Origin of the sequence: Companilactobacillus jidongensis (assembly GCF_003946575.1) — a bacterium.
In the GTDB taxonomy this organism is placed as follows: domain Bacteria; phylum Bacillota; class Bacilli; order Lactobacillales; family Lactobacillaceae; genus Companilactobacillus; species Companilactobacillus jidongensis.
Window position 1 is genome coordinate 62,464 of sequence record NZ_RHOP01000014.1, and the last position, 13,712, is coordinate 76,175.

Consider the following 13,712-nt stretch of genomic DNA (forward strand, 5'->3'; position numbering starts at 1 on the left):
TCCCATTTTCAAAAAAATTAGGTTAGTATATAGAAGTGTTAATTATGAAATAATAAGGTGTTATTAAATAATGAAAAGATTTAACAAGATTTACACATTACAGATTGTTTTCATAATCCTATCAGCTTTGTTGATGGGATTTGTTTTGGAGTATTCACAAATTGGCTCGGTATCATTTGCCTTTTCTACCATTACACAGACTTACCCGGGGATGTATCTCGTAACGGCGACGATATTGTTCTTGGTTTATATGGGACTGTACGGGATCATTAATCGGTTCTTTTATTCAACAGCCGTGTTTTATGTTTTCTTCTTTATATATGCTGTTGCTAATCGACTGAAGGTCATGTATCGAACCGAACCAGTGTTGCCAAGTGATTTGATGTTCTTAAGCAATATCAAGGAACTATTGACCATGATCAGCTTGAAGCTGGTTTTAGAAATCGTGGTAATTCTACTAATTGTTATCGCAATTTGTATCTTCTTAGAAAGAAAATTTGGCAAGTCACTGCTTCGTATGAAGTGGCCAGCCCGTGTAATTTTTCTACTACTGGCAGTTTTAAGTCTTGGTAGTTTTTACTCAGCTAATGACGAAGGATCCCTTACTAACAAAGTTTTGGCAAAGGCCGGACGTTCAGATTTCACTGCCAACTTGATTTGGGAAACCAATAGTAATGGACCATTGATCACGTTTTTAACTAATGTTCGTGTCAATGTCATGGATAAGCCAGCTGGTTATAGTGAGGCCAAAATTGATTCAATCGTTAAAAAATATAAGAACGTTGCTAAGGATATCAATACTGACCGTCCAAACAGCGACGTTAATAAGCAAACGTTGATCTTTGTTTTGAGTGAAAGTTTCGCCGATCCAAGTCGCGTTCCCAATGTCAAAATCAATCAAGATGCAATGCCCAATATCCGTCAAACCATGAAGGACAATACATCAGGTCTGATGCTCAGTTCCGGGTACGGTGGGGGAACTGCCAATATGGAATATATGACTTTTACGGGATTAGCATATAATCAATTCTCGAAGTCATTACAATCGCCATATGTGCAGTTAGTTCAAAAACAAAATAATCCCGAAAATATCACTAATCAGTTCAATACTAAAGCGGCTATTCACCCATATATTGGTAATTTCTATAGTCGTGCTAGTGTTTATAAGAAGTTTGGATTCCAGACTTTTAGAAATATCGATACTAGTGGTAATTTGGCATTACAATATACTCAACCCGCTGATGGTGGACAGTATGTCGGTGATGCAGCTGCGTATAACGACGCTTTGTGGCAAGTTAATAATGTTAAAAACGGACAATTCATTAGTTTGGTCACGATGCAGAATCATATGCCATACACTAATAAGTACAAGAATAATAATTTCAAAGCTAGCGGCAGTGGTACTGGTAAAAATGCCACACAAGTCGCTAACTTCTCTAAAGGTTTGAGTTTGACAGATGCGTCAACAAAAACTTTCTTAGAAAGTCTCGATAAAATCAACAAACCAATTACGGTTGTCTGGTACGGTGATCACCTACCTGGTATTTATGATGGCAATAATATGGAAAAATACAATGTTGTTCAACATGAAACCGAGTACTTTGTTTACAGTAATAAATACGCAATCGAACATGATAAAGCTACTAAGAAATTGAGCAGCAGCACTAAAATAACTGATCCAAATGGATTCATTGCTTTGGCATACAAGCAAATGGGACAAAAAGTTACACCATTTTATGCCATGCTAACTAAGATTCAAGAGGATGCACCAGCAATGGCTAAGAGTACGGTTGGTAATTCTGAAAGTCTCTATGTCAATAAGAAGACTGGTAAAGAAGTAGCATACAAGAACTTGAGTAGTAAGCAAAAGGAATTATTAACAGATTACAAACTTATCCAATATGATTTAACGGCTGGAAAAGGCTATAGTACAAAAGTTGGATTTACGAAATAACAAAAACACGAGTTGGAATTTCAACTCGTGTTTTTTTTGTGGTTCTATATAATAGGAAGAATTTTATATTTTTAGTCAATATATGGATAATATTTTTCCAAATGGTGCGATTTATCTCGTATATCATAAAAATATTTGTTAAACTATAAGAAGACACTAATAACCAATTAAATGAATATGCCAAATCAAAGGAGGCGTGGAGATGTTTTACAATCAAAGCAAGGATGATGTGCTAACACAATTAAATACTAGCCGTCACGAAGGATTAACCGAAAAAGAAGCTCAACTTCGACTTGAGAAGTACGGGCGAAATGAGATGCAGCAAGATCCACCCACGCCGATTTGGAAAATATTTATTCACAGTTTTAAAGAGCCACTAGTAATAATTTTGTTACTAGCGGTTCTGTTGTCCTTGGTAAGTGGAATATATGATTTAACTAGTAGTGGGGATGTCAAACATGCGATGTCATCCTTCTATGAAGCCATTGCAATTATGATCTTGATTCTGATCAATAGTGGTTTGTCAGTTTGGCAGACTGCTAGTGCCAGGAAGTCACTTGATAGCCTCAAAAAAATGAATGATCATCAGGTTTCGGTAGTACGCGATAATAACTGGGAAAAAATCTCGGTTAATTTGTTAGTACCAGGAGATATTATTGGTGTTAAAATGGGTGACTTCATCGAAGCTGATGTCCGTTGGTTTAAAACTTCAGAATTGCAAGTTCTGGAAGCACATTTAACCGGTGAATCAGAACCTATCAGTAAAATCGTTGAGGTATTACCTGAAGAGACTGATCTGGGTGATCGTAAGAATATGGGTTACTCGGGTTCGACTGTAACTAATGGTAATGGTTACGCCGTTGTTGTAGCCACGGGAATGGAAACTGAATTAGGTAAAATTGCTGGATTGCTCAAGAATACACCAGATTCAAAAACACCAATCGAAAAAACAGTCAATGAACTGACTCGTAAGTTAATGTATGTTGCTGGTGGAGTGGTATTGTTCACCCTTGTGGCTGGATCACTTAAGACTTGGCTGACGACTGGGTCGTTCTCATTCACTAGTTTTGCGGCAATCCTTTCAACGGCGATTGCGTTAGCCGTAGCTGCAATTCCAGATGCTCTGCCAGCGGTCTTGTCGATCGTACTAACGATCGGTGCTACTGTTTTGACTAAGAGTAAGGGCTTGATCAAATCTTTGAACAGTGTTGAAACTTTGGGATCAACAACTTTTATTGCTTCTGATAAGACTGGAACTTTAACAAAAAATGAAATGACTGTAACTAGATTCTTCGCAAATGGAGTTGAGTTTGAAGTTGAAGGTTGCGGATATGATCCGTTGGGAGAGATCACTCCAAAAGATCAAGTAGAATCAGCGAGGCAATTTATCGTTGCAAGTATTCTAAACAATGAAGCTAATGTATCGAAGAATGAAAATGGTAATTACGTTCCATTTGGTAATCCAACTGATGTGGCACTAGTAGTATTGGGCCTAAAGACTGGATTGGATCGCCATGAATTGTTAAATAAAAAATCAGAATTAGACTATGACATTTTGAGGATTTTTCCATTTGACAGTACTCGAAAAATGATGAGTGTTGTTGTCAAAGCTGGTGATGAGTTCAAAGTACTGACTAAAGGTGCACCGGATGTATTGCTTAACAAGGCAGATGTAGGGACCGACAAAAAAGCATTTGAAGAAAAAATTGATAAGTTTGCTAACGAAGCTTTGAGAACTTTGGCAGTTGGTGAGCGGGTTATTTCTGAAGACGAAGCTATGAATTCTGCAATGGAAGAATTGGAGAACAATATTTCATTACTAGGATTAGCCGGTATCATCGATCCACCTCGTGAGGAAGTTAGACAGTCAGTTGAAACACTCCATAACGCCGATATAAATGTAGTTATGATAACTGGTGACCATGTTAAGACAGCTCAGGCAATCGCTGCTAAGCTAGGAATTATTTCAAATAATGGTACACAAGTTATGGAAGGTAAGCAGATCGATAGAATGTCTGATGATGAACTGTTTGATCAAGTAGAAAATATCAGAGTTTATGCACGAGTATCACCTGAGCATAAGCAACGTATCGTTAACCAATTGCAACGTCACGGTGAAGTGGTTGCAATGACTGGTGACGGTGTTAATGACGCACCGGCACTTCGTGCGGCCGATATTGGAGTTGCGATGGGAATCAACGGAACTGATGTAACCAAGGATTCGGCTGACTTGATTTTGCTAGATGATAAATTCACAACAATCGAACATTCAGTTGAAGCTGGCCGAACGATTTTTACTAATATCAAGAATTTTATGCGTCATGAATTAACAACTAATGTGGCAGAAGTATTGTCGCTGATGTTTGGATTGCTACTCATAACACATGATATTGGCAATGTCAGCAGTAATACACCGACTCTAACGGCACTGATGGTGCTGTGGGTAAATATGATCAGTGACGCTCTGCCATCGTTTGCATTGGGCTATGACGTGCCCGAGTCAGATATTATGAATGAACCTCCACGTGATACGCACAAGTCAATTTTGGCTGATGGAATGATGAGCCGAATTATTGTTCGAGGGATCACTATGGGTGTAGTAGTTTTCGTTGGATTTGTCTTAGCTGCAAGAAGCGGAATGCAAGTGGAAGAAGCACAGACGGTAGCGTTTTTGACCTTAGTCTTCGGACAACTGTGGAATGTCTTCGATGCTAGAAGTTCCAAGACATTATTCCATCGTAATCCGTTCAGTAATTCCAAGCTGATAATGGCAGTATCATTCTCAGCTCTAAGTTCACTATTCGTGACGATCTCGCCATTCTTTAATGAGGTTATGGGAACAGCTAGACTTAGTGGTGGCGTATATCTAATGGTAATTTTTATTCCAGCTATACCAGTTTTCTTGATTTCAGGCGTTAAAGCGGTTCTACTAAAAAATAAATAATTTGTATTTTTATGAATTCGATTCGAAAATAGTGTGCCAAGAGGAGTAAACTAGTAATGTTACTTCACTAATTTAGGGGATGAAACAAACGTTTTGAAGCTAAAAGGTTTTCTATACATAGTAATACCGATGTTTTTATTCAGTTCGATGGAAATTGCTTTAAAAATCGCCGGTGGTCAATTCAATCCAGTTGAGTTGAACTTTATCAGATTCTTGATTGGCGGTTTGGCATTATTACCATTTGCGATTCTTCACCTTAAGAAGAATGGCGTTAAGATGTCTCTATATGATTGGGGACGATGTGCTCTGACCGGCTTTGTCATTGTTGTTGTCAGTATGACACTATACCAATTGTCAATTCAGGTGACAGAAGCATCAGTCATTGCCATCATTTTGAGTGCTAATCCAATTTTTGGATTAATCATTGGATTTGTCTTTTTACATGAGAAGCTTTCCCGTACAAATGTCTTTGCCTTGGTACTGACACTTGTCGGCTTGTTAATTATTATTAATCCGTTTAATTTAAAAAATCCAATGGGAATTGTATTGGGCCTCTTGGCATCGATTATTTTCGGTGTCTATGGAGTCATGTCACGTATTAATGGACATAAGATTGGCATTAATGGCCTGTCAATGACATGCTTTTCATTCTTATTTGGTTCATTAGAGTTAGGTGCGTTGATGCTCTTGAGTCATACGCCAATGGCTCAGAGCTTGCCATCTCATTACAATGAATTTGTTAATATCCCATTTTTCAAAGGTTTAACACTACAAACATTACCTTTGATATTGTATATATCAGTATTAGTCACTGGTGTTGCGTTTGGATTATATTTCATATCAATGGAAGAGGTTGGTATTGTCCAATCTTCACTAATCTTCCTGATCAAACCTGCATTGGCTCCCGTGCTATCACTGTTTATATTGGGTGAAGCTATCAGTAGCCGCACGATTTTTGGGATTATTGTGATCTTACTAGGATCCGTCATTACATTAGTGGGTGAAGATATTGCCTATCGAGTTATTGCCTTAGTTCGGCATCAAACTAGACAACATCATACAAATTGATCTAAAAAATAATCGCGAATTCTTATCAAAGTCTAATCAGCGGTTATTTTTTTTGTTCCATTAGTGATTTACTAGTAATAGGAGGAATGATAATTATGCAAAAATATTTAACATTTGACTGTTATGGAACACTTCTCAATGAGAGCAAAACTTATGATGAAGTAGAAGCTATTGCTAAAAAAATCGGAGTGGATCCTAAATCAGCACGTGAAAAATTTGATGTATATCAATCTGATAGATCTAACATGCATCCCTACGTTGACTATGATTTATTGACACGCAACAACTTGATAAACTTGGATTATCAGTTTGACTTGGAGCATCAATTTGAAAAATACTATGTGGAGGTTTTGGAAGCTCATCGCAATTTAACGCCATTTCCAGAAACCATTGCAACGCTGCACAAATTCGTTGAGGCCGGTTATAAATTAATTTTGATGTCCAATTCGTCATGGAGCATCATCACTAAGAATGTTGAGGCGTTACAATTACCATTTGATGTATGGACCGCGGAAGATGTTCATGCCTATAAACCAGACTTGAAGTTTTTCAAAATAATCGAAAAAGAATATGGTTTGAATAATCAAAATCATATTCATATTGCTGAAGGATATGGGGCAGATATTGTTCCGTGCAAGCAGATGAATTGGAATTCGATTTGGGTCAATCGTAATTTTGAAAAGGCTATTGATGCCAAACCGACATACGAAGTTAATACACTAGATGAAATTCCTGATATTTTAAAAAATAGTCTGTAAGTACTGATAGATAACCAAAGTAATTAAATGCCGACATAATGTGGGTATTTTTTTTATTACTAAAAAACGTTTTCACACATAAAGTGGTTCAAAAAGTTGTAAAATATTTAATTGCAAATGTTTACTAAACGATAAAAATATTTTCGGGGGATTTTTATGGAAACTTTAGAGCCGAAAAAAAGCTTTATTAGCTGGCCAGTACTGGCGTTAATGAGTTTTGTCACGGTAATTGGTTTTGATGATTTAACTTATAATTTTCAAAATCAAGGTATGGGAGTTATCACTTCCTGGGTTATTATGCTATTTTTATATGTCATTCCATATTCACTTATGGTTGGACAGTTAGGATCAGTCTTCAATCATGAGGGTGGTGGACTGACATCATGGGTTCGTGGAACTAGTGGTGAATTCCTAGGTTACTTTACAGCTTGGACATACTGGGCTGCATCAATTCCTTACGTTGTCGATACAGCCAATTCAATTGTTGTTGGATTAGGCTGGGCTTGGTACGGAAATGGTAAGTTACAAAATACAATGTCTAACGGTTGGTTCGCATTTTGGACCGTTATAACGTTCATTGTCTTTATTTTTGTTCAATCAAGATTCAAGCACTCACTTGAATTCTTGAGTACTATCGGTGGGGTTGCCATGTTTGGAATGACTGTGTTATTCGTAGTCATGACATTCGCCGCACTAGGTATGGGTGGTCATATTGCCACTCAACCAATGAATATTCATACTATTGTTCCAAAATTTGATTTACATTATTTAACTACTTTGGGTCTATTGATCTATGCGATGAATGGTGCTGAATTGATTGCACCATTTATTACTAAGATGCGCAAGCCTAAGAGTGAGTTTCCTAAGGCCATGATCATGTTAGCCGTTATGACTGCCTTCTTAACTATCTTTGGTTCATTCTCACTGGGTGTGTTCTTCAATGCTTATCATTTACCAAATGATTTGAAGATGAATGGTTCATACTATGCTTTCCAAGCTCTTGGTGAACAATTCCACATGGGAAACACCTTGATGTATATCTTCGCTTGGACTGAAGTATTCTATCTAGCGGCTTTACTAGCCGTACTGCTAGATGCTATGACTAGAATGTTGATTTCTGATACAGGTGCTAAGTACATGCCTAAGGTTCTTCGCAAGCGAAACAAATCAGGATTACCAGTTAATGGTTATCTATTAACTTGCGGATTGAGTGCTTTTATCATGTTACTAGGTATTTTCCTTCCAAGTATGAATGATATTTTCAACTGGCTACTGAACCTTAATGGAATTATTTCACCAGGTGTTACTTGCTGGATTTTCTTTGCCTTCATTAAGATTCGTATGGATAGTCAAAAATATCCTTCTGAATATGTCTACATTAAGAACGATAAAATTGCCTTGTCAGTTGGTTGGTGGTGTTTGATCGTCACGGCTGTTGCCACAATTTTTGGGATTGCACCTCAAGATGTTGCTGCGGGATCAAGTACATGGTGGTACGAATTGATTATTAACTTCGTTGCTATCATTGTCTTAGTTGGTCTTGGCGCCATCATGCCATATGTAACTCGTCGTGAAGAACGTAGCCAAACTGGCTCAGCATTCACACGTCTACAATGGACAGGAATCCTTGCTACGCTATTAGTTGTTATTGTTGGTGATTTGTACCTAGGTGGTGCAAAAATTGCTAACAACATCGCTATGATCGCAGGATTGACTATTGTCGGTGCCGTGTTGATCATTATCTTTGGTTGGCATGAACGTGACTTAATTGCAGAAGATTAATTAGTTAAGAGCTGGGAGAAATCCCAGCTCTTTTTTGATGGCTTAAAATTGACATGTAATTATTGTTATACTTTTAGTGCAATAAAAAAGCAGACCCCATTGGTCTGCTTGGATAATCGTCCGCCTCGGCGGTAGCTAAACGTGCAAAAGCAATCATTAGATATAAAACTTGAAAGACTGTCATGTTAATTATACTGAATTACAAGGATATTTTTAAATAACCATCCGTGCGCCCATGATCACTAATAGGACACCAATGAATGGTCTGAGATATTTGTTGAACTTTATCGGATCAACCTTAGCCAATAATTTTGGAGCCACTAATGCGCCAAGTATTGCACCGATCATCAAACTGATACCGATCGACCAGTTAATATTGCCACCGGATAGATGAAACAATAATCCGACGCAAGTTGTTCCAGCTAGAACATAAGATGAAGTCGCAGCCGCACGAACCATATCTAGATTGAGTAATAATAAGCCAGCTAAAATTGGACCACCACCACTTAATCCTGCAATACCAACCATCAATCCACTGACAACTCCGAATAGTGATGCTTTTAAGGAGTCATTGGTGGATTTTTTGTTTGAATTTTTTGAAGGAAAGATAAGTTGAATTAATATTTGAAGACCTAAAACAACTAAAATTATGGCAACGATCCAAGTGTAAACTTTAAGTGGAATATATGGGGAAATCAAAGCACCAACTACAACAGCGGGAATGGCCGCAATCAACATACGATTACCAACTTTGAAGCGAATATTCCCAGTGCGATAGTGGCCGAATGCACCGACAACTAATGATGGAAAAGCTGTCAGTAGTGAAGTAGCGGCCGCAACTGGTGCGCTCAGGTGGAATACACTAGTGAGTACACCTAAGTAAAAGGCTGCACCGCCTCCGCCAGTTGAAAGAACAAAAACTCCAATTACAAATCCGATTATAACTAATGCTAAATATGTCATATTTACATCTCCTGCTTACAATTGGTAATTATAATTTACATGTTGTAAAATGTAAAGAAGACATAACTAGGGGACAAATATATGACTCAAAAACGTGATCTTTCAGAAGATAAAATTATTCAAACGGCAATCGAAATAATTAATGAAAATAATTATGATTCTGCTACCTTTAAACGAATTGCAGAAAAATTAAATTGCAAGACACAAGCATTGTATTTCTACTTTAAGAATCGTGATGATCTCAATCTAGCCGTAACTCAAAAATATTTTGGTGAACTTGACAATCAGATTAAGACTGAATGTCTTGGGTATAGTGGCAAAGATGGCTTGATTAAAATTGCTAAAGTCATGCGCGAGTTCGGACTCAAAAATTTATCCTTATCATTGTTGGCTTTGAAGACTTCGGAAATTTCCGAAGATAAGAGCATCGGTGAAGCAGTTCTAAGATTGAAGGCAATTATGTATACATTTATTGAAGATTTTGTCACAGATGATGAAGCAAAACTTACTATTACTCGTGGAATCCGGGCGTTAGTTATTGGTGAAGTCGTTAACGAGGGAATCGGCTGGTTTCATAATCCATTGATTAAGAATACTGATAGTTTTGAGATTAATTTAGGTAAGATATTGAACTAAAAAACTTCCCAGAAAAAATTTAGGAGGCTTTTTTATTGTCCAAAAATAACCACTAAACATCAAATATTTACCACTCACTGCAAAATTGAATACAAATAAATTTTCCCGTATAGAATTATCTTCATAAACCAAATGGAGATGACCACTATGAAACTGCTACAGGCAACATCACTAACTAAAAAATTTAAAAACAAGACGGCCGTTAATGGCATTAATTTAACTATCAACAAGGGAGATTTTGTCGCTTTTTTAGGACCCAATGGAGCTGGTAAATCTACCACGATCAATATGTTGACAGGTATTATTCAACCTACTAGTGGAATGATTGATTTTTACGGAAAATCCACTACCAATCGAGATTATCGAAATAAAATCGGAGTGGTTTTTCAAAGTAGTGTTTTGGATAATAATTTATCCGTTAAAGATAATATTATGACAAGAGCCAAAATGTATCACAAGCCAACTCAGATACAGCTATTGATAAATAAATTTGATTTAGAAAGTATTTGGAAACAAAAATATGGAAGTCTTTCAGGTGGACAGAGGCGGCGTGTTGACATTGCCAGAGCCTTGGTCAATAGTCCTGAGTTGTTGTTCTTAGACGAACCATCAACCGGATTAGATGTTCGTACTAGGACTGCCATTTGGACCGTGCTTAATCAATTAAGACGTGATACGGGCTTAACGATAGTTCTGACTACACATTATCTGGAAGAGACCCAAACCGCGGATTATGTTTATATTATCGATCAAGGTAAAATAATTGCCGAAAATACGGTAAACAAACTTCAAAAACAGTACACTCAGAATATTTTGACTTTGTATTATCCAAATGGAGAATCTAAGAAACTGAGTGTAAATGATAAGGATCACGCAATAGAGATATTATCCAAAAATTCTCAAGCAATATCTGATTTTGAATATCGTCCAGGAACTATGAATGATGTTTTTATGAATTTAACAGGAAAGGAAATTCATTAATATGAGCGGATTAATTTGTCGTAACTTAAAAATGTATTTTAATGATAGAAGTGGGGTTTTCTTCTCACTTATGGGGGCAATGATTTCCTTTATTCTGTACTTGGCATTTCTAAGTCAGAATATGATAACTAGCTGGGCAAGGGTCCCTGATACCAAGTTACTTTTGGATCCATGGTTAATTGGTGGTACTTTGACGATTACTGCAATCACTACGACATTGAGTAGTTTGAGTTTGATGGTTCAGGATCGGGAAAATAATGTTTTGGAAGATATTGATTTGACCGATATTAGTTATGTCGGTATACAGTTTGCATATATTGTCACTTCAATGTTTGTAGGTGTTATTATGCAACTAATTATGTACTTAATTATGGGAACATTTTTTATGATTGTGGATAACAGTATGTTTAATTTGATGATTTTTCCACAAATGTTCGGTCTTTCGGTACTGAGCAGTTTTACCTGGACAATTTTTAATTTATTACTATTATCTTTTGTTAAAAAGGTTGATACTCTTGGTAAGATAGGCACAATAATTGGTACAGCTTCGGGATTCTTTGCCGGTGTTTATATTCCAATTGGAACCTTACCAACTACCATGCAGAATTTAATGAAGGTTACTCCTGCACCATACAATTCGGCGATGTATCGAGACGTTCTAATGAATGTGCAATTGAACAAATCATTTAGCAAATTGCCGACAGTTGAGTTGTCCAAGTTTAAAAAAGTTATGGGTATAAGTGTTGACTGGAATAGAGCACTTACTTTTCAACAGGATATGTTGATATTTATTAGTTTTGCGGCATTAATTAGTTTGTGTGTCTTTTTGATTTCAAGAATCAGCCGCAGACTAATTCTAAGTAAGGTTTGATCATAACTGTGTAAGGGAGAGTGTGGGATGAAAATAAACTTTAATCAAGACGATAAAATCCCTAAAAATGAGATTGATGTCATAGTCAAGGCTTCTAATTTTTCTGATGAGGTTCAAGAATTAATGAAGAAGTTAGACGAACTGAATTCAAAGTTCTCTGTCGTCCCACTATCCGTTGATGATCGAGTGATTATGGTTCAGATCGATCAAATCATCGCTATTGAAGTTTTTGAAAATGAATTAACTATTTATACACATGAGAAAATTTATCGCTTACGTGGTCAATTAAAGAAAATGATAGAACGTATTGATGATGGCAATTTTGTGCAAATATCCAAGAATACAGTAATAAATTTGAATCATCTAAATTCGCTTGAAGCAGCATTTTCAGGTAATATGACCGCCCTTTTAACAGATGATTTGAAATTCAATGTTAGTAGGAAATATTTAACTGAATTGAAAAAACAGTTGGGGATGTGAGGTGGAGAGCATGACGAAATTTTTAAAAACTATCCGGTATTTTTTAATTGGAGTTTTACTAGGATCTTTTAGTTTCCTTGTGGTAGGACTCTTTAGTGGCGGGATAGGAATTGATGTGCGTGAAATCCTATCTCTGTTCTTCTTCAGTGGTCTTATAGGAATTGTTTCAATGATATTTGATACGGACTGGTTCAGTTTCCCGATACGACTATTGATCCATATGCTCGTCACTATAATAATAGTAATGATAATGATGTATACAGCTGGATGGCAATTGATTAACCATTTGGGTTCATTTGTTATCACGGTAATCGTTATTTATGGTTTGGTATGGTTGATCATGTATCTAGCGGATATAACTGATACGAAGAAGATCAATAATGCAATACGTAAAAGAAAGTCGAAGTAAAGTACCACCAAACCCTGAACCAATTTAATAAAAAAATGAGATGTGTGATATGCTGTGATGAATTCAAAAAAACACAGATATGATAACTGGGGAAATATAGATGCTAAATGAAACTGCAATTGATTATAAAAATAGTCTTTATTCTGAACTTTCCAAAATAGGAAAAAGTCTTTCTAGTGAAAAAAGATTGGAAATAATGGATCTTTTAGCACAGGGTCCAAAGACTGTGGAGGGTCTTGCCACTGAATCAGGGATGAGTATTGCCAATACGTCTCGACATTTGCAGGTATTGCGTGAAGGAAACCTGGTTTCTCGCCATAAAGAAGGAAAATTTGTTTTTTATACTTTGGCCTCAAATAAAGTTATGGAATTGTTTTATTTACTGAGAGACGTGGGGAAAGAACAATTATCTGAAATTAATCGTATCCAAAATGATTTTAATGATAAAGAACAAATTACAAGTTTGACACTAGAAGAAGCCATGAAAAAAATGCGACAGGGTAATACTGTCTTGCTAGATGTACGACCCAAGGAGGAATATGATAATGGTCATATGGACCAGGCAAAAAATATTCCAATAGATGAATTGCAGGAAAAGGTCGATTCGATTTCTACAGATAAAAGTATAATTGTCTATTGCCGAGGGCAGCTATGTGCGTATGCAAATATGGCGACGAAAATATTGAATGAACAAGGTCGAAAAGCTTATAGTCTAAATGAAAGTTATTATGATTGGAAAATGTTTAACAAGAATTAAGGACAGACCTCAAGGAATCTCTACTTTTTAAAGGCTCTTTGTCAAATAGTATTGATGAATAACTTTTAACCATAGGCATCCTCATTGAGGATGCCTATTTTCATGCACA

The 13,712-nt window shown here is 36.5% G+C and carries 12 protein-coding genes; 11 read left to right on the forward strand and 1 reads right to left on the reverse strand.

What is annotated here, in order from left to right:
• Positions 1-70 precede the first annotated feature (70 nt).
• The 5 genes from EKM68_RS09520 (at position 71) to EKM68_RS09540 (ending at position 8,506) form a co-directional block, all read left to right on the forward strand.
• Positions 71-1,954 carry an LTA synthase family protein gene (locus tag EKM68_RS09520; RefSeq protein WP_125590132.1) on the forward strand — a complete coding sequence of 628 codons (1,884 nt, stop codon included), beginning with the start codon at positions 71-73 and terminating at the stop codon, positions 1,952-1,954.
• Between the two features lie 202 nt (positions 1,955-2,156).
• On the forward strand, positions 2,157-4,898 hold the full coding sequence (locus EKM68_RS09525) for a cation-translocating P-type ATPase (protein WP_125590134.1): 2,742 nt from the start codon (positions 2,157-2,159) through the stop codon (positions 4,896-4,898).
• 93 nt (positions 4,899-4,991) lie between these two features.
• Entirely contained in the window at positions 4,992-5,966 is a 975-nt protein-coding gene (locus tag EKM68_RS09530; protein ID WP_164509414.1) for a DMT family transporter, read from the forward strand.
• 95 nt (positions 5,967-6,061) lie between these two features.
• Positions 6,062-6,724 carry an HAD-IA family hydrolase gene (locus tag EKM68_RS09535; protein WP_125590136.1) on the forward strand — a complete coding sequence of 221 codons (663 nt, stop codon included), beginning with the start codon at positions 6,062-6,064 and terminating at the stop codon, positions 6,722-6,724.
• Between the two features lie 156 nt (positions 6,725-6,880).
• Positions 6,881-8,506, forward strand: coding sequence for an APC family permease (locus EKM68_RS09540; RefSeq protein ID WP_125590138.1), 1,626 nt, complete (start codon positions 6,881-6,883; stop codon positions 8,504-8,506).
• Positions 8,507-8,719: 213 nt separating this feature from the next.
• On the opposite strand, the gene EKM68_RS09545 is transcribed toward EKM68_RS09540, so the two are convergent.
• A complete protein-coding gene (locus EKM68_RS09545; RefSeq protein ID WP_125590140.1) occupies positions 8,720-9,469 on the reverse strand; it encodes a sulfite exporter TauE/SafE family protein in 750 nt (249 codons plus the stop codon).
• Positions 9,470-9,550: 81 nt separating this feature from the next.
• On the opposite strand from EKM68_RS09545, the gene EKM68_RS09550 reads away from it, so the two are divergent.
• From EKM68_RS09550 to EKM68_RS09575, 6 genes are all read left to right on the forward strand, one after another.
• Positions 9,551-10,105 (forward strand): TetR/AcrR family transcriptional regulator, encoded by a 555-nt coding sequence (locus EKM68_RS09550; RefSeq protein WP_125590142.1) that lies wholly within the window; start codon positions 9,551-9,553, stop codon positions 10,103-10,105.
• A 147-nt stretch (positions 10,106-10,252) separates the two neighbouring features.
• Entirely contained in the window at positions 10,253-11,086 is an 834-nt protein-coding gene (locus EKM68_RS09555) for an ABC transporter ATP-binding protein (RefSeq protein WP_125590144.1), read from the forward strand.
• A gap of 1 nt (position 11,087) precedes the next feature.
• Positions 11,088-11,957 carry an ABC transporter permease gene (locus EKM68_RS09560; RefSeq protein ID WP_125590146.1) on the forward strand — a complete coding sequence of 290 codons (870 nt, stop codon included), beginning with the start codon at positions 11,088-11,090 and terminating at the stop codon, positions 11,955-11,957.
• Positions 11,958-11,984: 27 nt separating this feature from the next.
• Complete coding sequence (locus EKM68_RS09565; RefSeq protein WP_125590148.1) at positions 11,985-12,437, forward strand: LytTR family DNA-binding domain-containing protein; 453 nt, start codon at positions 11,985-11,987, stop codon at positions 12,435-12,437.
• A 10-nt stretch (positions 12,438-12,447) separates the two neighbouring features.
• Complete coding sequence (locus tag EKM68_RS09570) at positions 12,448-12,846, forward strand: DUF3021 domain-containing protein (RefSeq protein WP_125590150.1); 399 nt, start codon at positions 12,448-12,450, stop codon at positions 12,844-12,846.
• A 100-nt stretch (positions 12,847-12,946) separates the two neighbouring features.
• A complete protein-coding gene (locus EKM68_RS09575) occupies positions 12,947-13,603 on the forward strand; it encodes an ArsR/SmtB family transcription factor (RefSeq protein WP_225422990.1) in 657 nt (218 codons plus the stop codon).
• Positions 13,604-13,712: the final 109 nt, after the last annotated feature.